We start from the raw sequence: 25092 nt of genomic DNA on the forward strand, positions 1-25092 counted from the left end.
AGCAGGCGCTGCTCTCTGCAACATCAATGACTTTTAACTGACTATCGGGACTAGCCGTGGGCAATTCCCGCCACTGCGTTTTTCTGCTCTGAGCCGCCATGGGCACCTATCAGCGGAGTGTCGCCTTCCATGAGATCACGGGCGCCATTGCCCAAGGTCTTGATGACGGATGATGCGCCACTCACTCTAGCCCCTCCTTCGGTGTGTTTTCCGCTAATATCCTGAAGTTCAAGGCCGTTGGTGTGTAACTCGACTTTCCCTCCCTGATTAGCAATCTTCCCGCCCGTCAGTTCAGTTTTCCCCTTCACATTCAGGGTAACGCTTTGCTTGCCAATAATGCCTGATTGCTCTTCGACGGCGCGATTATTGACGACGTCAACTTCGACCTTGGCATTCCCATTGCCGCCTTTCACTGAGTCAGTTTGCACTTTATTTTTGACCTTACTGCCTACAAATTTCGCGCCTTTCTGCCACCATTTATCCTTGGTTTCCTTCTCGTCTTTCTCGTCTTTTGCTTCATCCAGCGTCATTTTTTTACCGTCTTTGGTGTAACTAAGGACTTTGACATTATCCTCTTCTTTGGTGGTCAATCTGCTGGATATTTGGTCATACTGTTTTTTGATTTTATCGAATAGCTTGTTGGAGTTGCTATCGAGCTTTTTCTTGATCTTGTCTGAACGCAGTGGGCTGGCATCGGCCACCTGATTAATCAGACTGTCTTGTTTTTCGTTACTGTGGCTAGCGCCAAAGTGGGTAGCAACATCAACGCTATGTAACTCATCTACTCGGCTTTGGACTTTCAGATTGCCGCCAATATTGCCATTGATATTATCAGCCTCCAGTTTAGCGCCTGCTAGCACCATATCTTTGGCTGTGTTTAGAGTCATGTTGTCGCTGTTGATATGAGTATTTTGTTGTGTGACGGAATTCAATTTATTCACCGTCACATCAAGCTCAGCTCCCACATCGTGAGTTTTTTCACTGCTTTGCTTATCAAGAACCCCTTTGTCATCTTTATTAAACTTAGTATCTGAGTTGCCATTCGCGGCGACTTCAAAACCCCAGTTATTCTTATGCTCTTTGTCCTGAGCGGATTCCAATAAAATACCGCCGTTATTCGCTGTCAGTGTCGTTTTCTGACTATTAATAGTGGAATTTTGCATGTGGATAGCGTCGTTATCGTGGCTGCCGGCTTGAACGATAACGTGCCCATGACTGTTGATCGCGCCGCCCTGATGAGTGACAGCAGATTCATCAGTTTTAGCGACCTTTATCTCGATACCTGCGTTGACCCCATTACCACTTTTATCTTTGTTTTTACTGATGCCGGCATTGGCGCTGGCTGACCAGGTCATATCTTGTGTTGACCCTTCAGATTTCGCCGCTTGCATATTCACTTTACCGTCAGCGATGAGCAGAATATCGCCCGTAGGTTTCTCTTCGCTACCAAAGGCTGTACCGGTGAGGGTTAAATCTTTCCCTGCGTTTAGCTCAATACCTTTTTGGCCGTCAAGGGTGCTGACTTGGGCAAGTGAGGAGTTCGTCTCGCCCTTGCTATGCCCGCCGCCTAATCCGCCCCCAAACGCTTTACTGTTGGCGTTGGTGCCGAAATTTAATTTGGCATTGGCATCCACATTGTTATGTTTTTCACTAACATGATGGGTAGCCTGATCAAAGTGAATGTTACCCCCCGCATTGACCGTGATTTTTCCATCACCTGCATTGATATTTGTGCCTTGATAAATAGCGTCTTCTTTTACATTAATATTGATGCCATTCGCTGCATTCATGTTACCAACCTGCGCGACGTCTGCAGTTGTGTGCTTATCCGTCGAGCCGCCGTTGCCTTTACCATCAACGTTAATATCTTTGCCTGTCGAAGTATAAATTCGAATATCAGCGCCACCAGATGTTTCTTGTGTTCGCTGGTCAGTACTATCTACTGCCGCCTCGGATATATGGCTGGTGGCATTCAATGTAATGGCTCCCTTATCTGCTTGATAGTCAGTCCCTTTATCGTTGACGGCACCATTTGCATTGAGGGTAATATCGCCGGCATTAATTGAGGTTACGGTAGATTGAGTATGGGCGCTGCTGGTTTCTTTCGTCCCTCCTTGGGCATGAAGGTCTATTCCCACATTAGGTGTACCGATACTATCGACGGCATCAAGCATGCCGCCCATATCAAGGTCTTTGGCCTTTTCGACGATCTCTTTTATCGGACGGCTAACCTCACTGTAATCAATGTTGGCACCAATACCGACATCAACGGTGGTGGTTTTAGTGACGGTTTTCTCGCTGTTCTCGGCAGCCAGATTATGCACACTCTCAGCATTGACCTGATAGGAGCCATTGACGTTATGATTGCTTCCTTGGTTTGTCATATCCTTGGATGCGGTCATGTTCAGACTGCCTGCAATTTGGGAGTTTGAAACCACCGCAGTGGATTTATCACTGTTTGTTTGAGTGTCTTCATAACTGACATTGGCCCCGCTACCCGCTTTATCCATCCCCCCGGTGTAGTGAACATCAACACCCACGGTTTCTTTCTCTTTTAGGCTGGATGTGGTGTCGTTGGCGGCAACAAAGGAGATATTTTCACCTTTAATATCAGCGTCTCCTTGGGTTGTCGTAAGGTGAGAGCCGGTGAACGTGATGTCTTTTTGGGCATCAAGTTTGATCGACCCCCCCTCAAGGGTTGCACTGTGGTTTTTAATACTATCGATTTTTTCACTTTCACTGGTGTGCTCCAGCTTCAGCCCAGCTTTATACTGATCTTCACCATTATCACTGGTGAAACCGCCAATAGTTAATTGGGTTTTTTGCTCGTCTATCTTCTGTTGTTCTACCGCTGCCTTAACATTAATGTCACCCAGCGTTTCAATTCCGAGTTCCCCGGCACTTTTGACCAGACTGCCAATCACATCAACATTATCTTTACTGATTATCTTAAGATTGGCGTCAGACACCAACTCACTGCCAGTCACCTTCTCATCACGATTATTGGCTTTGTGTGAGCTGCCAGTAATATTAAAAGCAACACCGGTACGTTCATCAATTTTGGTGGTTGTGGTGCTGATGGCATTATCAATTTTAATACCGCCATGGTCGGATTGGACATAACCGTCGCTGGCACCTTTAACTTTACTGCCGGTAATAGAAACGCCGTTATGACCACTGACAAAAATCGTCCCACCAGCCGTAATTTCAGAACGATGACTGGTTTCTGCATTCTTATCATTTCTATTGTGATCTATACCGCCTAACCCTAGATTTTGTTCATTCTTACCGTTGGTGGTTGTCTGATTTTTTGTTTTTCCTACATCAATTTTGACTTCATTAGCATTAATGAATAAATCACCTTTGGCGGAGGCTTTAACTCCACTGGCGGCCATTTTGCCTTCTGCGGTTAACCCTAAATTTCCACCCGCTTCAAGAGTTGTTTTATTCAGTGTTTGTGTGGTGGTTTTGTTATCCCACTTTTTATCCTTAATTGTGTGTGCATAATCATGGCCTTTATTATGTGTCGATTCCTGATCAATGATCCCCTCCAGTTTTAAGTCATTTTTCGCCTTAACAGAAAGGTTATTTCCTGCCTTAATAGAAGAGCCTGATAGTTTTATATCCCCTTTGGTTGATTGAATGGAGATATTATTTTCTGCATTTATTACTGTGCCAATGTTTTTTTGTTTCTGCTCTCGATTAGAGGATGATTTATTCCATTTTCCTATTCCTAAAAATCCTTCCCCCCCATCTTCTGAGTAACTGCTATTTGTATCCGTGAGTTTTTCTGTACCCAGATGAATATTGCTGCCCTGCATAATAATGTTTTTGCCATCAATGATGGCAGCATCAAGGTTATTTTTCTTCTTGGCAAGGAGAGAAATATTAGCCCCTTTTATTTTGGTGCGTTCCAGTGTCTGTTTTGTCGAGCCACCAGACGAAGTTTCAATAATATCACCGGAAGTCAAAATATCACCGGCGCTAATTTTTATATCGTGACCCGTTAAGTTGGCTGGTGTTGGGTTATAATTAAGGCTAGAGTCGGAATCAACGTCAAGATTCAATTTTCCTGGTGTTGAGATCTCTATTGATTTCCGTCCTTCATGGTGGCTAGACATATTGACGCCATTACCTTCAGCGGTATTAATGATCCGAATCCTATTCGCCGACATACCGCCAAATATTTTACTGTCATATGCTGACCCAATGTAACTGGCTGATTTTAATATTCTACCATCGGCACTAATTTCATTCTGCCCCAGTAAGATATTGATATCTTCTCTTGAGTCAACCACTCCTAATATATTAATTCTTGGAGCAATTAAGTCCAGAGGCCCACCAACGATAGTATAGCCTTTACCTATTTCTAATAGGTTGGTGTTATTTCTGGTATCGAAGCCTTGTAAAATTCCCTGGTCGACCAACGGATTCCCTACCACTAAAGATGTTCGGTTAGTATTAATAAAACCACAGCTATTGCAGGTAATACCATTAGGGTTCGCCAGAATATAATCAGCGGCCATGCCAAAAACTTCTTGTTTACCCAAAAGTAATGACGGGTTACGGCTAATCACTTCATTCAGAATAATATTGGCAGCTTGACCATTTAAATTCTGGTTGGCACTTAATTGACCCGCAAGTTGAGAGTGGCCTGCACTTGTCGCATTATTCAGCACGGCCCCCGAATTTCCGACGTTGAAGCTCTCATATTGGTTATGTGATAGACCTGAGGCTGAAGGGGGGACGATGTCAATGACTGACGTACCATTAACTGAATGTACATCGGGTTTGTGAGCGCTATCGCCAGCACTGACGATGCCGGTGGCATAACAGGTAGCGATTGAGACTGAAATAATGGCTACGGCTGCCACCAGCTTTCCTGCTGGGGAGAGCTTGAACTTATTTTGCTTCATTTTTACTTCTCCATCTATTTGTCATATTTCTTGGTGTTGATAAAAATGGGTGCTCACTGGAAGGAGTGAACTAAAAGGAATAGGAGAAGCGCGCCAGAATATTAATGGGATCCTTAATCTCGGACTTTCCTGATAACAGGTGACCACGACTGGCTTCAATATCCAGTTTGGCGTCGCCATAGCTGATATTCATTCCGGCGCTGAACCCCATGGCGCTGCTCCAATTTTGCGAGGCTTGCTGAATGCGGCCAACATCAGCCCCGAGTCGTGGCGTTATCGTGGTATTGCCAAGAGTGACGTTGCGCGATACGGTGTTTTGTAGATACCAGCCATTATCTGCCGATAATGTATTGCGGCTAAAACCGCGAATGGCGTTGTTATCCGTAATACTGAGCCATTCAGTACCGGGTAGGCGGTCGCGACTATATTGACCGTAGAATTGATGACTCAACAAATAAGCATCATCCAATAATCTGAAATAGTGTTTAGCGGTAATGGCTGTTTTGGCTTTAGTAAATTGGCTGTCTTGGTGGCGAGCGGAATAGCCTTGATCAGCACCTAGCCACGGTAGCCCTTGTTCAATGCTAAAATTCACATTGAATAAGCCATTTTGCAGAAGATGTAGGTGATTAACCCCTAATTCAAATACAGTGAGTGTGGGGCTACTGACCGCAATTTTTTGGTCATTAAGATAATTTTCTGCCTGTTTGTAGGTCAGTTGTGCGCTTACACCATTAATCTGGTTTTGATCACGATAGACAATATAATCAGTGCGCAAACCATGTTGCTGTGTTTTCCCACGAAGTTCGATGTGATTAAATTGTAATTTTACTGGATAAAGATATTCAGAATAGCTACCAAAACCACTAAAAGTTAATGCACCATAGGGCACAGAATAAAAGAGTGAATAGGCGCGGCTATAGTTTTTCTTCGCGTTGTCGATGGTGCTGGAAATATTAATGCTCATAGAATCTGATAATCCAAAGGGATTATCGAAAGAAAAGGTATTGCGACTTAACCATTTTCCCGTGCTTTTATTACCGAAGTTATCCAGAGAGGTTGTTAGGTGCCAAGGTTTCGAACGGATATTACTGAGTTTAAGAATTGAACCGCCGGGCTGGGTGCCGGGTAGAATATCCACAGTAATGTGATTTGAGGGTAAGCGATTAGCTTGATCTAGTCCTTGGTCAAGTTGGGTAATATTGAGTGGTTTCCCTGTTAAATTAGGAAAGATACTTTCGGCGTTTAATTGAGGGTCCTCACTTTCAATTTTTTCGATAAACCCTTCAGTGACATCTAGACCGAGCTCACCATCGGCATCAGGTGGAATAAACTGAATCCGTGCTGTGATATAACCTTTGGATAAATAAATCTGCGTTAATTCGCGCGCAAGTAAATTAACATTATCACTGCGAATACATTGCTCAGGAATCGTGCTCAGGCCATCTAATTCTTTAATGCTTAATAAGGTGATACCCTGAACATAAACCCCACTAATAGGCAGACACTGCGAAGTGTTTTTGAGTTCAGGTGCGTGACTCTTGGTTTCTGGCTGTAATTCACGGGGTCTCAAGGGGGAGGGGCGGCGCTCTTCTATAAAATGATTAATTTCATTACTGCTATTCTGTAAATTTTGACGAGATTCATTAATCGGAGAAGGGATATCCATTCCTGGTGTTGAGCTGGCATGAGCGCCAGTACTTAATAAAAACCATAATGCAGTGCGTTTTGGGATCATAATGTTTGATTGAGAAATGCACGGGCCAAATCTCGCCTCCTTGAACCAAATTCGGGCAGCACTATTACCGTCCCTGAAGAGTAAAAACGGCAGGGAATATCAGGAATTAAGGAATATTCAGAAATAGGGGCGATATAATAAATTTTTAATCTTTATTCAGCGTTAATTAAAAAGTATTCAGGCTAATAGTGGATGTTATTTAATTTAATAGAGGGGAGGCATTATGGGGAAGGAAATGCCCGGATAAGCCGGGCAGGGCAGATAGTCTGAATTATTCGTGCTCTTTTTTCACCGGCTTACCTGACCAGTAACCAGCCAGCAGTGAACCCGAGAGGTTATGCCACACAGAGAATAGGGCGCCCGGCAGTGCTGCTAATGGCGAGAAGTAAATTTTACCCAAGGTGGCCGCCAGCCCAGAGTTTTGCATCCCGACTTCAATGGCTAATGTGCGGCAGGTTGACTCATCAAAACCAAATAGCTTTCCACCCCAATAACCACTCAACAAACCGATACCGTTATGCAGAATCACGGCAATGATCACCACAAAACCGACAGAGGCAATATGACTTTGGCTGCCTGCTACCACAGCACTGATGATGGCTAAAATACAGATCATCGACATGGCGGGCAGGTAAGGTTCAATGCGTTTCACCGTTTTGGTGAAAGTATGATGAATAATCAACCCTGCGGTGATTGGAATAACCACGATTTGCAGAATACTTTTTAGCATTCCCACCACATCCACACTGATAGTGGCATCAACATATAATCGGGTCAGTAGTGGGGTGGCAAATACACCGACTAGCGTAGACACCGCTGAGATAGTGACCGACAACGCCACATCTCCTTTTGCTAAATAAATCATGACGTTGGATGCTGTCCCGCTAGCAACACTGCCAACCAGCACCATGCCCGCAGATAAATCCGGTGGCATGCGGAATAGCATAGCCAGAATCCATGCGGTGAGCGGCATAATCAGATAATGCAGGAACGTTGCCGCAGCCACGGGGGCGGGGCGAGAGAGCACCCGTTTGAAGTCATCGAGTCTTAAGGTGACGCCCATGGCAAACATAATCAGCATCAATAGCGGAGCAACATAGGGGCTGATACCGGTAAAGGTTGCTGGGCGAAAGTATGCCGCAACAGAGAGCAGCAGTGCCCATACGGGGAACAGGCGGGTGATTTTGACTAACATGAGGCGAGAATCCTTAATCGTCAGTGCCAGATATATGAAAAACCGGACGATAACGCCCGGCTTGTTAGTAAATTATTTTGCAGGTTTTGTTGTGTTTCAGACGGTATTACTCAAATAAATTGTGGTGCAGGGTTTGCACCACTTTCTCTGCGTCATCACCAGGGATCAGGAAACACAGGTTATGGCTGCTGGCCCCGTAACAAATCATACGAATATTGAATGGGTCGAGCACACCGAACACCTCTTTGCCGACGCCACAGGCTTGAGATAAGTTATTACCGATAATCGCCACCAAGGCCAGATTCTCTTCCACTTCCACTCGGCACAGCGAAGAAAGCTCTGTCAGTAGCGAAGTCGTCAACAAGCTATCACCGGTTGATGTGGAACCGGTGGTATCTAGGGTCAGTGCCACACTCACTTCTGAGGTGGTGATCAAATCAACGGAAATATTGTGGCGTGCCAAGATGTTAAACACCTCGGCCAGGAATCCGCGGGCATGCAACATATTCAGGCTATGCAGAGTGACCAGTGTTTGTTTGCGGCGTAATGCCAATGCGCGGAAAAGCGGTGGATTTTCGGTTTCATTGCACACCAATGTGCCACCGGCGGCGGGATCTTTACTTGAGCCGACAAACACTGGAATATCACTGCGCACCGCCGGTAATAAGGTGGCGGGATGCAGTACCTTAGCACCAAAGGTTGCCATTTCAGCCGCTTCTTCAAAGGCTATTTTATCAATACGTTTTGCACCCGGAACGACCCGTGGGTCCGTGGTGTAAATACCCGGAACATCTGTCCAGATATCAATGCGGCTGACATTAAGAGCTTCACCCAGTAGGGCTGCGGTGTAATCACTGCCACCACGGCCCAAAGTTGTCGTGCGGCCTTTGCTTTCACTGCCGATAAAACCTTGTGTTATCACAATGGCATGCTGGATGCGCGGTGCTAACTGAGTTTGGGCCAGTTCAGATAAGGCGAGGGTATCTGGCTCGGCTCGGCCAAAACGGTCATTAGTGCGCATAATTTTACGGACATCAAACCATTCCACCGCCACTTGGCGCTGACGCAGCAGTTCGACAAATAGCAAGGTTGACATCAATTCGCCGTGGCTGACCAATTCATCCGTCAGGGCTGCGGAAGTCGCCAAACTGGCGGCTTCAGACAACATGGCAATGTTCTCCAGCATGCGATCAATTTCTTCGCGGATAACCACCGGATCGGACAATTTAGCGAGAATATTGTATTGGATGCGGCGAATGGCATCTAAGTGCTGGTTGCGTATTTCTAATTCGCAACCCTCGGCTAGGGCGACCAACAGATTGGTAATGCCAGCTGAAGCTGACAGAATGACCAAACGAACGTCCGGGTTCGATAAAACCACATCAGCGCTGCGACTCATGGCTTCAAAGTCTGCCACGCTAGTGCCGCCAAATTTGGCGACGACAGTCGGGGAAGGCGCGTTGCGGCTCTGCTGGGATGCTACTTGAATCATGTAAAAAACCTCGTGTCAGGGATGCCATCTTTGGGTGGTCATCGGTATTAGCCTTGGCACAAGGGAAGAGCGGTAAGTCAGGGGGCAGGCGTAGAAACAACACTACGTTACACCCAGAAGCGCTCCACCTTGTTGACCGCCCTAAAAGAACGGCACTGGTGACAACCCAGGGGATTCAGCCCCTGCAGTCGACACGTTGATGGCCGAAATCAGCGTGTCTCGGCGTCGCTCCCCCTCGAATGTCTTCTGCGGATCACGGCTCCTCCGACACTTTACCTGGGCGACGCACCTCTTCTGGCTTACGCACCGGGTGCGCAAGTAGGCCTTTAGGAATAACGGGTTATCGGCTTTCTGTCAACGATATGACCATGAGGTATTTTCATATTTAATAAATTGTCACTTCATATAACTAATTTAACTGGATATCGGCTGACATTCTGGCATTTTCCCCATTGGAAGGGCCGCAAATAAAGGAAAGGAAGGAAAACAGGAAGCAGATCAAAGGTTGTTTCGAGAGATATCACCTATCGCAAGAAAAGAGATCTCAATCACAGGGTAACAGGATACAATCAATGTATTCGTTTCATTAATCCTTAAGCCTAGAAGAGCGCCGCTATGAAAAATATTAATCCTAGTCAAACCGCTGCCTGGAAAGCGTTACAGCAACACTTTGAACAGATGAAAGACGTCACCATCAGCAGTCTGTTTGCCAAGGACGATCAGCGTTTTGACAAGTTCTCCGCGACTTTTGATGATCAAATGCTGGTGGATTTTTCTAAAAACCGCATCACCAGCGAAACCATGGAAAAACTGCAAGCTCTAGCCAAAGAAACCTTCCTGGCAGGCGCGATCAAATCCATGTTCTCCGGTGAAAAAATCAACCGTACCGAAGACCGCGCAGTGTTACATATTGCTTTACGTAACCGCAGTAACACGCCAATTGTGGTCGATGGCAAAGATGTGATGCCAGAAGTGAATGCGGTACTGGCCAAAATGAAACAGTTCTGCGACCGCGTAATCAGCGGTGACTGGAAAGGCTATACCGGCAAAGCGATTACAGATGTTGTGAATATCGGTATCGGCGGTTCAGACCTCGGCCCTTACATGGTGACCGAAGCACTGCGTCCTTATAAAAACCATCTGAATATGCATTTTGTTTCTAACGTTGACGGCACCCATATTGCTGAAGCGTTGAAATCATTGAATCCAGAGACCACGCTGGTTCTGGTCGCCTCAAAAACCTTTACGACCCAAGAAACCATGACCAACGCCCACAGTGCGCGTGATTGGTTCTTGGCGACGGCACAAGATCCCGCTCATGTGGCTAAACACTTTGCGGCGCTGTCGACCAATGCGAAAGCAGTGGGCGAGTTTGGTATTGATACCGACAATATGTTTGAGTTCTGGGATTGGGTCGGTGGCCGCTACTCCCTGTGGTCAGCTATTGGTTTGTCTATCGCACTGTCTGTTGGCTTTGAGCATTTCGAGCAGTTGCTCAGTGGCGCGCATGCCATGGATAAACACTTTGCTAATACTCCGGCGGAGCAGAACCTGCCTATCCTATTGGCATTGATTGGTATTTGGTACAACAACTTCTTTGGTGCCGAAACCGAAGCTATCCTGCCTTATGACCAATATATGCACCGTTTCCCCGCTTACTTCCAGCAGGGCAACATGGAGTCCAACGGTAAATATGTTGATCGCAACGGTAATCCTGTTGATTACCAAACTGGCCCGATCATTTGGGGTGAGCCTGGCACCAACGGGCAGCATGCGTTCTATCAGTTGATTCATCAGGGGACAAAATTGGTTCCTTGTGACTTTATTGCTCCTGCAATTAGTCATAACCCGTTGAGCGATCACCACGCGAAACTGTTGTCGAACTTTTTCGCTCAAACTGAAGCGCTGGCCTTTGGTAAGTCACTGGCAGAAGTGGAAGCTGAATTTGCCGCGGCGGGTAAAACCCCTGAGCAAGTGGCTCACGTTGCGCCGTTTAAAGTATTCGAAGGTAATCGCCCAACCAACTCCATCTTGCTGCGCGAAATTACCCCGTTCAGCCTAGGTGCCTTGATTGCGCTGTATGAGCACAAAATCTTCACGCAAGGGATTATCCTGAATATCTACACCTTCGACCAATGGGGTGTTGAGCTGGGTAAACAGCTGGCTAACCGTATCTTGCCAGAGTTGGCGGATGACAAAGCCGTGACCAGCCATGACAGTTCAACCAATGCGTTGATTAACCGTTTCAAGAACTGGCGCTAAGCTTACGCGCTTAAGCTCCTTGATCCGTGCTTATTAGCCTCTTACTTTTAGTAAGGGGCTTTTTTTGGGTTCGACCGCAGCATTGCTGTGCTAGTCTCGGGCTGTTTCACCTACTTTTTATGGGGTATTTATGGCCAAAAATTCACGTTCTCAGTGGGTCGCTAAAAATCTGCAGCGTTTATTGAATGTGGGATTGATTATATTAGCGGCTATCTTGGTGGTCTTTCTGGTAAAAGAAACCATCCATTTGGGGCAGGTGTTATTCGTGAATAATCAGGAAACGTCTTCCTACATGCTGATTGAAGGCATTGTGATTTATTTTCTGTATTTCGAATTTATTGCCTTGATTGTTAAGTACTTTGAGTCAGGTTATCACTTCCCGTTACGCTATTTTATCTATATCGGGATCACCGCGATTATCCGACTGATTATTGTAGATCATGAAAATCCAATTGATACCTTGATCTATTCCGCATCTATCTTGTTGCTGGTGGTGACTTTGTACTTAGCCAATACCGAAAGGTTAAAACGCGAATAATGCGGTAGTTTAGAAAGAAAAATGGCGGCCATTAAGGCCGCCCTAAAGACACAGTACCAGAGGGAAAATACAGCAAGTAGAGCAGCGGCATAATCAATATCAACGACATAAACGAACGAGAAATCGTTAGCCTTTCACACCACCGGCCGTTAAGCCTCCCACCAACCAGCGTTGTGCCAGCAAGAAGACCGTGGTGATAGGGATCGCAGACAGCACGGCTGCTGCGGCAAAATCACCCCACAGGTAGTTTTGCGGGTTCAGATACTGTTGCATACCGACGGCGAGGGTGTAGCTTTCCACATCGCGCAATAACAATGAGGCGACTGGCACTTCGGTGATGGCAGCAATAAACGACAGAATAAATACGACGGCTAAAATAGGCACCGACAGCGGCAATAACACCAATCTGAACGCTTGCCATGGGGTGGCTCCGTCCAAGGCGGCGGCTTCTTCCAGTGAGTTATCAATGGTTTCGAAATAGCCTTTGATGGTCCAGACGTGCAGCGCAATTCCGCCCATGTAGGCAAAAATCACCCCGCCATGGGTGTTTAAGCCAATAAACGGCATATATTGTCCAAGACGGTCGAACAACGCGTAGAGTGCCACCAGTGATAGCACCGCAGGGAACATCTGGAAAATCAGCATCCCTTTCAGCAAAGTATTTTTGCCACGAAAACGCATGCGGGCAAAGGCGTAAGCACACGTTGTGGACAGCGAAACAATACCAATGGCAGTGATCACCGCGATTTTAATTGAGTTCCATAACCACAACATCACCGGGAATGGCGGCGGTGTTACTGAGCCATCGGCATGCGTCACACTCATGCCCAGTGCCAGCCTCCAATGCTCCCAGGATATTTGATCTGGAATAAGGCTACCGGTGGCGAAGTTACCGGGCCGCAGCGAAATGGTAATGACCATTAGCAGCGGGAACATAATCAGCGCGATAAAACACAACATCAAAAAATGAGTGCCCAATAGACGCAAACGCTGGGATTTAGGTTGAACCATGGCCATCTGCATCTCCTCCTTAATCAAAATTCATTTTGCTGGCTTTCAAATTCAGTATCGCGAGTGCGCCTACCAGAATGAAAATCAGTGTGGCAATGGCTGCTGCCAAGCCAAAGTCTTGCCCACCGCCCCCTTCAAAGGCGACACGGTAGGTGTAGTTGACCAGTAAATCGGTATATCCCGCAGGGGTGCTGGTGCCAATCATATCCGGGCCGCCTCGGGTCAATAACTGAATCAATACGAAGTTATTAAAGTTAAAAGCAAAACTGGCAATCATTAACGGCGTCAGTGGCTTAATCAGTAGTGGGAACGTAATACGGAAAAAGTTCTGGAATGGTCCTGCGCCATCCATCGCTGATGCTTCATATAAATCATCTGGAATGGCTTTCAGTAGCCCCATGCACAAAATCATCATGTAGGGGTAGCCGAGCCACGTATTCACAATCAAAATCATGCTTTTGGCGGTAAGAGGATCACTGAACCACTCAGGTTTGATGCCAAATAGCTGATTGAGCATCAAGTTGATTTCGCCAAAACTTTGGTTAAATAATCCTTTGAAAATCAATATCGAGATAAACGATGGCACGGCATAAGGCAGAATCAGCAGTACCCGATAGATAGCTTTACCTTTCAGTGCATCCCATTGCACCACGCAGGCCAATACCATACCAACAGCCACCGTCAGAATGACGCTCATGACGGAGAAGATGATGGTCCAAATAAAGATGGAGACAAACGGTTTCTGGATACCCTCGTCTTGCAGTACGCGCAGGAAGTTTTTCCAGCCGATAGTAATAGTAAAGCCGGGGCTGAGTTTCTCATTTTCCCACTGGCCATTAGCATTAACAGCCTGATAAAAACCAACATCAAGGTTTGGCCGATAAATGACGCCAGTTTGCTTATTAATTAATTCATTGCCATCGTCGCCCAGTTTATAAAGAGGGCTGGTTTCGGCGAATTGGCGCAGTGAACTCATGCGCAACTCACCACCATTGGGCAGGATGGCGACCAGACCGCTCAGTGCCTGACGATTTTGGGTAATGATACGCAGTGAGGCTCGCTCACCGGTCTGTTCCGTGTTAGTCGGCACGACATTTATCTTTTGTCCCGCCACATCATTGAGGCTGAAAGGCTCTGAAATCAGTAGAGTATTAGCCTCCGGTGCGGTGAGCTGTAAGCGCCATTGATCATCACTGGGGTACAGACCAAAGGAAAAAGTTTTACCGGTCTGGAATTGTCTGTCCAGTAAGACGGATTGGGCGCGTTCAAAGGTTAATTGGTTGGTACTGCTGTAGTTGGTAAAAGCAATTGCGATGGTGCAAATCAAGGGGAACAGAACAAACAGCCCCATCCCTGCAACACCGGGATACACATAGCGCCAGGCATAAGCACGGCGATTGGCAAAAACATACAGCCCCAGACTCACCAGAATCAGCGTCACGATGGCAAAAAGATATTCACCCTGAGCATACATCAACATGATCAAATAGCAGGTGAATAGACTTAATGCGCCGATAATCAGCCATTTAAGTGCATCACTTTGCCACCAGGCAATCTTCTTTTTACGACTTTGGAATTCGGTGTGGGATAACTGCATAATGGTCCCTTTTGTATACGTTTCGTGCTTTGAGAATGATTGCTGCATGGCTATAAATTGGTCAGGGCACGGCGAACCGCGCCCCTTAGCAGGTAAATCTATTATTTGACGATACGTGCTGCTGCGTCGTTCAGCGCGGCTTCCACAGTTTGACGACCACTGATGGCATTCAGCACCGCACTGCGGGTTGCGTACCAGAAGGCGGCCATTTGTGGAATATTTGGCATGATTTCACCATTGGTGGCGTTTTCCATGGTTGCCGCAATACGTGGATCTTTTGCCAGTTGCTCTTGGTAAGATTTCAGTGCAACTGCGCCCAGAGGCTTGTCTTTATTCACTTCAGCCAGACCTTGATCGGTCAGCAGGTAGTTTTCCAAAAACTCGGTCGCCAGTTCTTTGTTTGGACTAGCGGCGTTAATACCGGCAGTCAGTACCCCAACGAACGGTTTAGACGGATGGCCATGGAAGGTTGGCAGCAGGGTCACGCCATAATTGATTTTGCTCTTATCAATATTGCTCCATGCCCACGGACCATTGATAGTCATCGCCGTTTCGCCTTTGTTAAAGGCAGCTTCTGCGATGGAATAATCGGTATCAGCATTGATGTGTTTGTTTTTCACCAGATCGACAATAAATTGTAGACCCGCTTGCGCACCGGCATTGTTCACGCCGACGTTTTTCACATCATAAACACCGTTTTCGAATTTGAAGGCATAACCGCCATCTGCGGCGATAACAGGCCAAGTGAAGTAGGGTTCTTGCAGGTTCCACATGATGGCGCTTTTGCCATTGGCACGCAGAGTTTTATCCAGTGCTGGAATTTCTTCCCAAGTCTTCGGTGCTTCTTTCAGTAGGTCTTTGTTATAAATCAGAGACAGTGCTTCGACCGCCACCGGATAGCCAATCAACTTGCCATTAAAGCGAACAGCATCCCATGTGAACGGGAACAGTTTTTCCTGGAAAGCTTTTGATGGACTGATTTCAGCCAATAAGCCCGATTGAGCATAGCCGCCAAAGCGGTCATGCGCCCAGAAGATAATGTCTGGACCATCACCGGTTGCCGCCACTTGCGGGAATTTTTCTTCCAGTTTATCTGGATGCTCGATAGTGACTTTAATGCCGGTGTCTTTTTCAAATTTCTTACCGACTTCCGCCAGCCCGTTATAGCCTTTATCACCATTGATCCAGATAACCAGTTTGCCTTCTTCAATTTTGGCAAAAGCAGAGGAAGAGAGCACCAGCGTGGTCAACGCTGAAAGGGCCAAAACACGTGCGGTCTTACCAATGCCGGATTTTGTGAAGCTGCTAGTCATAATCCAATCCTTTTATCCAATTTTGTGGGTACTGATTTTTACGTTGCCATATTGAGTCACAACGGGATACCCCATCATCCTCCCCCTCTCTACGCCCCCCCGTAGGTTATTGTGACCGAGTTAACACTGCTGCCTATTCTGTGGTGTCAGGCACGATAATGCAGGTCGAAATTTGCAGGCCAGATCACGTATTTGTATTTACAGTGGAACTTCTCCCTGTGTTGGTCGTTCCCTCATCCTCCTATCTCCTCCCCCATGAAAAACTTTGTTACGGATGATTACCTAATAGTGTCACTCCCGCACTATCACCGTCATTGAAAAGCACCACTGAAACAGCATCAGCAGCATTGAAGCAGCATTAGCAATAAAAGGGTGTTGTTCGGTTAATTATTACCCAGCCAGATTAAGGCGTTGAAGCGTTAACCAACGCGCAGCCCTATACTCAGGCCGCGACGTCGTCCGGGGCAACCTTGCGAATGCATGGCGGTACGACGCGCAGCAAGAGAGTCATCAGGGGACTGGGAGTAATCGATGGGTCATGCCGGAATTTGCTTCCGCCATTTTTCTTCAGTCAGGTTCATATGAAAAGTTGTTTGCGTAAGCAAAGGAGTAACACATGGCTAATGTAACGCTGAAGGGCGTTTATAAAGCCTTTGGTGAGGCTGTGATTTCCAAAGATATCAATTTGGAAATCGATGATGGTGAATTTGTGGTGTTTGTCGGCCCATCTGGGTGTGGAAAGTCAACGCTACTGCGGATGATTGCCGGCCTTGAGGATATTACCTCAGGTGAGTTGTTGATTGGCGGTAAGCGGATGAATGAAGTGCCGCCGTCTGAACGCGGGATCGGCATGGTGTTTCAGTCATATGCACTGTATCCCCACCTTTCCGTGGCAGAGAACATGTCCTTCGGTCTGAAGTTGGCCGGTGTGAAGAAAGCGGAAATTAACCAACGGGTGAATCAGGTAGCTGAAGTACTGCAACTGGCTCACCTGTTAGAACGGCGACCAAAGGCGTTATCTGGTGGTCAACGTCAGCGTGTTGCGATTGGCCGTACCTTGGTCGCAGAGCCAGATGTGTTTTTGCTCGATGAACCGCTTTCTAACCTAGATGCGGCACTGCGCGTACAGATGCGTATCGAGATATCGCGGCTCCATAAGCGTCTGGAACGCACCATGATTTACGTCACCCACGATCAGGTCGAAGCCATGACCTTGGCCGACAAAATTGTGGTGTTGGATGCAGGCAATGTGGCGCAAGTCGGCAAGCCACTGGAACTGTATCACTACCCCGCAAACCGCTTTGTCGCGGGCTTTATCGGCTCGCCAAAAATGAATTTTTTACCGGTTAAAGTGACCGCCGTTGAACCGAGCCAAGTACAGATAGAGCTGCCAAATCGCCAGTTAGTGTGGTTACCGGTGGAAGGGACTCGGGTTCAGGTTGGTGCAAATCTGTCTTTGGGTATTCGCCCGGAACATCTGCTGCCAAGCAGTGCCTCTGAAGTCACGCTGGAAGGCGAGATTCAGGTGGTAGAGCAACTGGGTAATGAGACTCAAATTCACATCCAAATCCCGGCAATACGTCAAAACCTGGTTTACCGCCAGAACGACGTGGTGCTGGTAGAAGAAGGTGCAACATTCGCCATCGGTCTGCCGCCATATCGCTGCCATCTGTTCCGTGAAGATGGCACGGCGTGTAAGCGGCTGTACCAAGAGCTGGGCGTTTAGTTACCGCGACGCCGAGTTTCGGAAAATGTAAAGCACGCATGCCGATAGGCAAATATAACAGGAGATTACTGATGACTACTCTGCGCAAGTTACCGATAGCACTGGCTGTTGCCGCTGGTGTCCTTTCCACTCAAGCTATGGCTGTCGATTTCCACGGGTATGCACGTTCTGGTATCGGCTGGACAGGAAGTGGTGGCGAGCAACAATGTTTCAAAACAACCGGTGCTCAAAGTAAATACCGTCTGGGTAATGAGTGTGAAACTTATGCGGAAATTAAGTTAGGCCAAGAGCTGTGGAAAGAAGGCGATAAGAGCTTCTACTTAGATACCAACGTAGCGTATTCCGTTTCACAACGTGATGACTGGGAATCCACGTCACCGGCTTTCCGTGAAGCGAACGTGCAGGGTAAAAATTTGGTTGAATGGCTGCCAGGTTCCACCATGTGGGCAGGTAAACGTTTCTACCAACGTCATGACGTTCATATGATCGACTTCTACTACTGGGACATTTCTGGCCCAGGTGCGGGTGTCGAAATGATCGATTTGGGCTTTGGTAAATTATCTCTTGCCGCAACGCGTAACTCTGAAGCGGGCGGTTCAAGTGCTTGGATTGACAATCAACGCAAAGATGCCGATCACACTGTCAACGATGTGTACGATATCCGTTTAGCCGGTTTGGAAACGAACCCAGGCGGTACACTGGAGTTTGGTGTGGACTATGGTCGCGCCAACCCTGAGGACGATTACGCGTTAGCGCCAAATGCTTCTAAAGATGGTGTGATGCTGACGGCTGAACATACTCAAAGCATGATGGGTGGCTTCAACAAATTTGTTGTTCAGTATGCCACCGACTCTATGACCTCTTATAACAGCGGCCATTCACAAGGGACCAAAGTAGATAACAATGGTCACATGCTGCGTGTTATTGACCACGGTGCTATCAACCTGGCTGAGAAGTGGGATCTGATGTACGTCGGTTTGTATCAGGATACTGACTGGGACAACAACAACGGCACCACTTGGTACAGTGTGGGCGTCCGTCCGATGTACAAATGGACCAATATCATGAGTACTTTGGTAGAAGCGGGCTACGACAATGTTAAATCACAACGTACTGGTGACCGTAATGGTCAGTACAAACTGACATTGGCACAACAATGGCAGGCAGGCGATAGCATTTGGTCTCGTCCGGCAATTCGTGTCTTCGCAACTTATGCTAACTGGGATGAGAAGTGGGGCTATGTGAAAGACGGCTCTGACATCGGTATGGCACAGAACGGCACCATCGGAACAGATAGCCGTGGTAAGAGCAATGAAGTGACTTTCGGTGCGCAATTCGAAGCTTGGTGGTAACAGCACTCTTCAGCCGCCCATGGGCGGCTGTCATGTTTGCTCAATAACGGTTTTATCGGTGTGCGGGCTGCGGTCCGCATTCTGCTGACTAACAAGACGAATTGGTTAACTATGCCGACCTTGCCTGTGCACAGTTAGCGCTGACGCTCAATGTATGAGGGTATAACAATGAAAAAGAATCTGCTGACACTCTGTCTGGCATTGGCTCTGGGGGTAACTACTCCTCTGACCGCCCTTGCTGCATCAACGGTTTCTCCGGCGAATGTGTCTATCGCACCCACTATCAACACCGCCACATTACAGCAGTTGCCGTGGCAGCCATTAGTCCCACCGGCGACGCAGGACGTTAAACTGACTGCAGCCAGCCCACAAATCTCTCAAGGGAATATTGAAGGCGCAGTTGCTGCCTTTGCCCTGCCTGCTGACCGTGGCTCAATGGAAATCACGCTCAGTAGTTTAGTGACTGATAACGAACTGTTTGCTCCTAGCGTATTGGTGCTAGACGAACAAATGCGCCCGGCCGCTTATTACCCCTCTAGCTATTTCACTTATGAAAAAGCGGGCATCATGGTCAATGATCGGCTGCAAGGGGTGATGAAATTGACCCCAGCATTGGGCCAAAAACAAATTTATCTGCTGGTTTATACCACACGTGAAGATTTGGCAAAAACCACCACACTGTTGGACCCGGCCAAGGCTTATGCCATGGGCGTAGGTAATGCTGTGCCAAATATCCCGGACCCAATAGCGAAACATACCCCGACGGGTAACTTGAAAATTAAAGTCACTGCCGAGCAGGGCATGGGCAACGTGATGATTGGCTTAATTCAGTCAACACCGCAACCGGCACCTGTTGTTGTGGGTAGCGCCGCGCAACCTGCTGCGGTAGCGGCACCTGCACCAGCAAAAGCGACTGAGCCAATGCTGAGTGAGACGGAAAACTACTTCAACCAAGCGATTAAAGATGCGGTGAAATCCGGTGATGTCGATAAGGCGCTGAAATTGTTGAACGAAGCGGAACATTTGGGCTCAACTTCAGCCCGAAAAACCTTTATTGGTAGTGTAAAAGGCAAGGGGTAAATCCCGGCACTGCCGAATATGGCTGGATGATTGGTGCGCCTCGGCGCACCTTTTTTCTTGGCGAGGGATGTAAAAGATAAATAAGACTCTACGAGACGGGGAATACAACTGGCAGCGGTATCTTGGACGAGATGCCGAAGAGCCGTGTCTACAAGCTCTTTATTGTTCAGCTAATCAATTAAAGGATTTGATTGATGTTGAAAAAGCCCCAACTTTGTTTATGGATGGCGATGCTGCCAGGATCGGCACTGTTTGCTGAAGAAGACTATTCACATCGTCCCTTAACCCCCCCCTCTATCTCCAGTCCACAGATTAATATCCGAAAAAATCAGCGGCTCCCCATAAAGGTGACGGCAAAGGATCATTGGCTGCTGGATAAGCTGGCTGAAGAGTTGCCCAATGTCCGTTCGGCTTCAGAACCGGTGTTTCGTCAGGCCATGCAGTTAATCGACAGTGCCAGAACATGGGATCAAAGACGGTGGGTACAGCAATTTCCTGATATCAGTGATGCGCGCGTGGGCCGAATTGTGGATCTTTACCTGCAACTTTATGATGTAGAAGGTATCGAGCATGTGCAGGGGCTTGATGGACTATTACACCTAAGGCCTGAATTAACCCCCGCTCAAGGCTATGAAAAAGCCCGAATTATCAGTCTGGCGCGGGATGTGCTTTTTGCGTTATCTCAAAAAGGGCTGATGCTATCAACAGAAGAAAAACTGACCCCTTTCGCAGCGTTGAAGCTGGCTTGGTGGTTACATCAAGCGAAGCCCGCGACATTAGCCGAATTATCTGCCGCCATTTATCGTCCTGAACATGGCGTCATCCGAGTTCAGGCAGCAATACTTTATAACTATTCCCATTATAGGCATCGCTACGGCGACATAGCGGATATTTCCGCGACAGAATTATCTCATTGGGGGATAGCGCAGCTGGATGACCCGGAACAGCCGGTTTTCCGTGCGATGAAAGCATTAAGGGTGCTCCATGAGGGAATGACAGCTATTCCTGCGGTAGTGCAATCGGATGAGGCTTATCTGGCCAATGGATTTGCACCTAAAAATGCCCAAGGGAGTTATCTCACCGAACAACTCGCGGAGATGATTCTAGCCGGATGCAGTGTGGTTGGGTTTGATGTTTGTAGTCAGCAGGATTTCACGCAATTTCTTGATCTCCAGTATCCGGTCGGTAGCTTGGCATTTTCACTCAAAGCGACATTCAACCTATATTACCGGTTACAGGGCAAGGCCCTCGATGAATTGGATGGCAAAGATACTGAGCAGCTCTATAACTTATTGTTCGAAGAAGAAAAAAAATTACAACAAACAGGGGGTGTGGGGTACAGCCCGACGGTGATCTTCTTGTCCCATTTCAGTCAATCTAATGGGGCCGAAGCGCTGACTATCAAACAAATGGCCAGCGCTTTCAGCCGTATTGCCGAGTCAATGGATGTACCTAGTCTCCCTGAGGCCGCACAAAGTACCATTAATCGACTAAAACAATTAGCTGGATATATTACGGGCGATGCAGCCATTGATGTGGAAGAAGAGCGGTTTGTGTTGGACCTCAACGCGGTGAGGCAAAGTATAGAGCGCCATCAGCCTTCACTCTACCCGCTCGCCCAGCACCGACTTTATAAAACCGAACGCGAAAAAATAGTGCGGCAACTCGATTATCTTGATACGCGCTTGGCTTATCGCCATCCCCCGGCGGTATTTAATGAAAATCAGGCGATAAAAGCCATTTTGAAAGAAAAAGGCGTCAGGAACATCGATATTCCCAGACAATATACCTACCGTCAGGATCCTCAGTTTGGCTTGCCACAGAAAGAATTCGACTCACCTTTGGGCGAATTTAAACGACGTCGGAATGCCAGTAATCGCTTTGTGGCCAATATGTCGATGCTCGGCAACAATGGCAGGCCGATTAATGTTTTTGATACGTTAGATGCAAAAAAAACGGCGTATTACGCACAAATCAAAGCTCATCCAGCAATCCGAGCGAAGGCGATTGAGGCGCTGATTGATAATGGTCAGCGGCCACAGGGCACGGTGCTACAACATAAAATAGACGACTTTGCGCAGGCCTATCAGCCAGAATCAGAGAATACACGTTTCTGGGGGCATGCTTGGACAAAATTGGAGAGTCACTGGGTGTGTAAGCTACCACTGCCTAACCCAATGTGTACTATCGCCAGAGTTGAGGGGCCGCGCTACCGTAATGAAAAGGAGAATATGGCGGCAGGTATGACAGCCATGGTGATGGAGGTTAATTTGCTTAGAGGAATGGAGCGTGGGGTAACGATGGTGGAAAATCTCCCTCGGGGTGCTGACTCTCTTCTATCGCCCACACTGTCGGCTGAAATGGAAGAAGCCATTGCGCATCAAACCAACGTGATAAAAGAGCCTAGGGTGGGCGTTAATGTACCTGAAGAAACGGGTGAACTGGCATGGCAGTCAATAGAAAACGGACATGGAACACAGATTAGCGTGCAACGAGTTGAACTCAAAGACCACACTGTCTTGGAGGGCGTGCGTGAGGCTTGGGTCAGACAGGGAGGGAGCGGAGCATATTGGGAAGTGGACTTGTCAACCGGTCAAGACGTGGGGCTGGTCCTAAAGCAAGGCCCTCAATTTATTAAACCGGGCAAGTTGCTGGGAGGCGGGCCATTCCAATCACGAGCTTTACGCCCCGAATTTAACCCTGAAGTTAAATTAGGTAAAAAGATTGGCAGCGGAGGATCCGGGGATGTCTACCTTGATGCGAATAACCCAGACTTTGTCATAAAGAAATTAAAAACACAAAGCAGGGTGCTTATCACTGAGGTTCATATGAAAGAGGTTGAGTTTTTCAATCGATACTATGGGGAAGGTTCTGCTGAGTTGATTATTAATAAAAATCAATATCATATCCGAATGTACAGAGTGCCGGGGAAAGTGCTGATAGAGATTGATAGTCCTACTTTCCTACCTAATGCGAAGGAGCGATTTCTGAGCATGATGGACGATTTAGGGTATTACAATATCATCCATGAAGACCTGAATTTTAATAATGTCTTGTATGATGAAAAAACCAACACCTTTTACCCTATCGATTTCGATAATGCCTATGATGGATATTACTCAGCAAGAGAACTCAATAGTGACAGGCAATTCTGGGGCGTTAATATGAGGGTTAACAACATACTTGAGCATATTGAAGAATATAAAAAAAATTAAGCTATGGCGGAATGTTGTGGGACGTAATAAAAAAAGTAACCTGATGTCGCTCACTACCCATTCTGCGCTACAATGACGGCCTATTTACTGACTATCAAACACTAATTGCGAGGATGGAAATTTTCTCCTCGGCAGGGAGCGAGCCGTATGTTGACCGGCGATGCATCAATTTTGAAACCTATCCAATGGTGTGCCATTGAGCACCCAGCTCTTCCTGCTGATATCGCTGACTGGCTGATGGAGTTGGGGTCGATGACGCGGCGTTTTGAGCAACATTGTCAGCGGGTTCATGTCGAACCGCAGCGAGAATGCTTTATCACGCGTAATGAGTTGGGAGAAGATGCCGAACATCTGCCGGCTAGTGAACGTTATTGGCTGCGAGAAATTGTCCTGTGTGGTGATAATGAACCATGGCTGCTTGGCCGTACCGTCATCCCTGAGGAAACATTGTCTGGCCCGGATAGGGCGCTGGTGGATTTAGGGACCTTACCCCTGGGTCGTTATCTATTTGGTGGCGACAATTTGACTCGGGATTATATTCAAGTAGGGCGGCAAGATACCCTTTGGGCGCGCCGTTCTTTGCTCCGCTTATCTGGTAAGCCATTGTTATTAACAGAGGTATTTTTACCTGCCTCGCCACTTTATGCTTGAGGAACGTAGCCAGCACACCCGAAATGGGAAAGCGCGCGGGGACATTAGGTTTCGGCGGTTTGATGTGGTGGTGAGATTTTGGAGATTGATAAATTGAAGGGAAGTACAGTTCAGAGCAAATGGTTGGCCTATTGCCGTTTGATGCGCATTGATAAACCCATTGGTTCACTATTACTGTTGTGGCCGACGCTATGGGCATTGTGGTTGGCAGGGAACGGTATTCCCGATATCCACATACTGATTGTCTTTGTCTTGGGTGTCTTTTTTATGCGCGCTGCCGGTTGTGTCGTCAATGATTATGCTGACAGACATATTGATGGCTTTGTGAAACGCACGGCATCTCGGCCCTTGCCAAGCGGGCTTATCAGCGAGAAAGAAAGTAAAATCCTGTTTGTCGTATTGGTGCTGATGTCATTTGGTTTGGTATTAACACTCAATAGCATGACCATCTGGCTATCGCTGGCTGCACTGGCTTTGGCTTGGGTATATCCCTTTATGAAACGGGTCACTCACTTGCCGCAGGTAGTACTGGGGGCCGCATTTGGTTGGTCAATCCCTATGGGTTTTGCCGCCGTGAGTGAGAGTTTGCCGTTGGTATGCTGGCTACTTTTGCTCGCTAATATTTGCTGGACGGTCGCTTATGACACGCAATATGCCATGGTGGATCGTGATGATGACCTGAAAATTGGTGTTAAATCCACAGCCATTTTATTTGGTCAGCGCGATAAATTAATCATCGGGTTGCTGCAATTGGCCACGTTGATTTTAATGGTCACTATTGGCTGGTTGATGAATTTGGGGGGCGCATTTTATTGGTCAGTTTTGCTGGCAGGAGCGCTGTTTGTTCATCAACAGAAGATGATTGCCCAGCGTGAACGCGATCCTTGCTTCCGTGCTTTCCTGAATAATAATTATGTGGGGCTGGTGCTGTTTCTCGGCATTTTGGTGAGTTACATATAAAAAATGGCCAGATGATAAATCCGGCCATTCTGTTCTTCATTTTTCT

The 25092-nt window shown here is 47.3% G+C and carries 15 protein-coding genes, 1 pseudogene and 1 riboswitch; of the genes and pseudogenes, 9 read left to right on the forward strand and 7 right to left on the reverse strand.

Annotated features, from left to right (window positions below; all coding sequences use genetic code 11):
* Positions 1 to 50 precede the first annotated feature (50 nt).
* The 4 genes from ACIOG0_RS01425 to lysC form a co-directional block, all read right to left on the reverse strand.
* Complete coding sequence (locus ACIOG0_RS01425) at positions 51 to 4916, reverse strand: hemagglutinin repeat-containing protein (protein ID WP_145581880.1); 4866 nt, start codon at positions 4914 to 4916, stop codon at positions 51 to 53.
* A gap of 70 nt (positions 4917 to 4986) precedes the next feature.
* Positions 4987 to 6654 carry a ShlB/FhaC/HecB family hemolysin secretion/activation protein gene (locus ACIOG0_RS01430; protein ID WP_128451116.1) on the reverse strand — a complete coding sequence of 556 codons (1668 nt, stop codon included), beginning with the start codon at positions 6652 to 6654 and terminating at the stop codon, positions 4987 to 4989.
* A 271-nt stretch (positions 6655 to 6925) separates the two neighbouring features.
* Positions 6926 to 7849 (reverse strand): ketopantoate/pantoate/pantothenate transporter PanS, encoded by a 924-nt coding sequence (panS, locus tag ACIOG0_RS01435; RefSeq protein WP_050101715.1) that lies wholly within the window; start codon positions 7847 to 7849, stop codon positions 6926 to 6928.
* Between the two features lie 106 nt (positions 7850 to 7955).
* The gene (lysC, locus tag ACIOG0_RS01440; protein ID WP_050141188.1) at positions 7956 to 9341 is read right to left on the reverse strand and encodes a lysine-sensitive aspartokinase 3; all 1386 of its coding nucleotides are present in this window, start codon (positions 9339 to 9341) and stop codon (positions 7956 to 7958) included.
* A 109-nt stretch (positions 9342 to 9450) separates the two neighbouring features.
* Positions 9451 to 9643: riboswitch (Lysine riboswitch) on the reverse strand.
* Positions 9644 to 9956: 313 nt separating this feature from the next.
* Between lysC and pgi the strand changes: the two genes are divergently transcribed.
* Together pgi and psiE are read left to right on the forward strand one after the other, a co-directional pair.
* On the forward strand, positions 9957 to 11603 hold the full coding sequence (gene pgi, locus ACIOG0_RS01445; protein ID WP_050101713.1) for a glucose-6-phosphate isomerase: 1647 nt from the start codon (positions 9957 to 9959) through the stop codon (positions 11601 to 11603).
* A 130-nt stretch (positions 11604 to 11733) separates the two neighbouring features.
* Complete coding sequence (gene psiE, locus ACIOG0_RS01450) at positions 11734 to 12141, forward strand: phosphate-starvation-inducible protein PsiE (RefSeq protein WP_050101712.1); 408 nt, start codon at positions 11734 to 11736, stop codon at positions 12139 to 12141.
* Positions 12142 to 12267: 126 nt separating this feature from the next.
* Here psiE and malG read toward each other — a convergent pair whose 3' ends face one another.
* From malG to malE, 3 genes are all read right to left on the reverse strand, one after another.
* Positions 12268 to 13158 carry a maltose ABC transporter permease MalG gene (gene malG / locus ACIOG0_RS01455; protein WP_050101726.1) on the reverse strand — a complete coding sequence of 297 codons (891 nt, stop codon included), beginning with the start codon at positions 13156 to 13158 and terminating at the stop codon, positions 12268 to 12270.
* A gap of 13 nt (positions 13159 to 13171) precedes the next feature.
* Entirely contained in the window at positions 13172 to 14749 is a 1578-nt protein-coding gene (gene malF, locus ACIOG0_RS01460) for a maltose ABC transporter permease MalF (RefSeq protein WP_050101711.1), read from the reverse strand.
* A gap of 101 nt (positions 14750 to 14850) precedes the next feature.
* Positions 14851 to 16062 (reverse strand): maltose/maltodextrin ABC transporter substrate-binding protein MalE, encoded by a 1212-nt coding sequence (malE, locus tag ACIOG0_RS01465; protein WP_050101710.1) that lies wholly within the window; start codon positions 16060 to 16062, stop codon positions 14851 to 14853.
* Between the two features lie 386 nt (positions 16063 to 16448).
* On the opposite strand from malE, the pseudogene ACIOG0_RS01470 reads away from it, so the two are divergent.
* The 7 genes and pseudogenes from ACIOG0_RS01470 (at position 16449) to ubiA (ending at position 25046) form a co-directional block, all read left to right on the forward strand.
* Positions 16449 to 16663: pseudogene (locus ACIOG0_RS01470) on the forward strand (hypothetical protein).
* Positions 16664 to 16678: 15 nt separating this feature from the next.
* The gene (malK, locus tag ACIOG0_RS01475; protein ID WP_050101709.1) at positions 16679 to 17788 is read left to right on the forward strand and encodes a maltose/maltodextrin ABC transporter ATP-binding protein MalK; all 1110 of its coding nucleotides are present in this window, start codon (positions 16679 to 16681) and stop codon (positions 17786 to 17788) included.
* Between the two features lie 71 nt (positions 17789 to 17859).
* The gene (locus tag ACIOG0_RS01480) at positions 17860 to 19140 is read left to right on the forward strand and encodes a maltoporin (RefSeq protein WP_050101708.1); all 1281 of its coding nucleotides are present in this window, start codon (positions 17860 to 17862) and stop codon (positions 19138 to 19140) included.
* A gap of 168 nt (positions 19141 to 19308) precedes the next feature.
* Entirely contained in the window at positions 19309 to 20220 is a 912-nt protein-coding gene (malM, locus tag ACIOG0_RS01485; RefSeq protein ID WP_050101707.1) for a maltose operon protein MalM, read from the forward strand.
* Between the two features lie 194 nt (positions 20221 to 20414).
* The gene (locus ACIOG0_RS01490) at positions 20415 to 23435 is read left to right on the forward strand and encodes a hypothetical protein (RefSeq protein WP_128451120.1); all 3021 of its coding nucleotides are present in this window, start codon (positions 20415 to 20417) and stop codon (positions 23433 to 23435) included.
* Positions 23436 to 23582: 147 nt separating this feature from the next.
* On the forward strand, positions 23583 to 24086 hold the full coding sequence (gene ubiC / locus ACIOG0_RS01495) for a chorismate lyase (RefSeq protein WP_128451121.1): 504 nt from the start codon (positions 23583 to 23585) through the stop codon (positions 24084 to 24086).
* A gap of 93 nt (positions 24087 to 24179) precedes the next feature.
* The gene (ubiA, locus tag ACIOG0_RS01500; RefSeq protein ID WP_050101725.1) at positions 24180 to 25046 is read left to right on the forward strand and encodes a 4-hydroxybenzoate octaprenyltransferase; all 867 of its coding nucleotides are present in this window, start codon (positions 24180 to 24182) and stop codon (positions 25044 to 25046) included.
* Positions 25047 to 25092 lie beyond the last annotated feature (46 nt).

Source organism: Yersinia vastinensis (assembly GCF_044905075.1).
Classification (GTDB): Bacteria; Pseudomonadota; Gammaproteobacteria; order Enterobacterales; family Enterobacteriaceae; genus Yersinia; species Yersinia vastinensis.

Coding starts and splice junctions, on each gene's coding strand:
- ACIOG0_RS01425 (WP_145581880.1), bottom strand. CDS start 4,916: ATGAAGCAAAATAAGTTCAAGCTCTCCCCAGCAGGAAAGCTGGTGGCA.
- ACIOG0_RS01430 (WP_128451116.1), bottom strand. CDS start 6,654: ATGATCCCAAAACGCACTGCATTATGGTTTTTATTAAGTACTGGCGCT.
- panS (WP_050101715.1), bottom strand. CDS start 7,849: ATGTTAGTCAAAATCACCCGCCTGTTCCCCGTATGGGCACTGCTGCTC.
- lysC (WP_050141188.1), bottom strand. CDS start 9,341: ATGATTCAAGTAGCATCCCAGCAGAGCCGCAACGCGCCTTCCCCGACT.
- pgi (WP_050101713.1), top strand. CDS start 9,957: ATGAAAAATATTAATCCTAGTCAAACCGCTGCCTGGAAAGCGTTACAG.
- psiE (WP_050101712.1), top strand. CDS start 11,734: ATGGCCAAAAATTCACGTTCTCAGTGGGTCGCTAAAAATCTGCAGCGT.
- malG (WP_050101726.1), bottom strand. CDS start 13,158: ATGGCCATGGTTCAACCTAAATCCCAGCGTTTGCGTCTATTGGGCACT.
- malF (WP_050101711.1), bottom strand. CDS start 14,749: ATGCAGTTATCCCACACCGAATTCCAAAGTCGTAAAAAGAAGATTGCC.
- malE (WP_050101710.1), bottom strand. CDS start 16,062: ATGACTAGCAGCTTCACAAAATCCGGCATTGGTAAGACCGCACGTGTT.
- malK (WP_050101709.1), top strand. CDS start 16,679: ATGGCTAATGTAACGCTGAAGGGCGTTTATAAAGCCTTTGGTGAGGCT.
- ACIOG0_RS01480 (WP_050101708.1), top strand. CDS start 17,860: ATGACTACTCTGCGCAAGTTACCGATAGCACTGGCTGTTGCCGCTGGT.
- malM (WP_050101707.1), top strand. CDS start 19,309: ATGAAAAAGAATCTGCTGACACTCTGTCTGGCATTGGCTCTGGGGGTA.
- ACIOG0_RS01490 (WP_128451120.1), top strand. CDS start 20,415: ATGTTGAAAAAGCCCCAACTTTGTTTATGGATGGCGATGCTGCCAGGA.
- ubiC (WP_128451121.1), top strand. CDS start 23,583: ATGTTGACCGGCGATGCATCAATTTTGAAACCTATCCAATGGTGTGCC.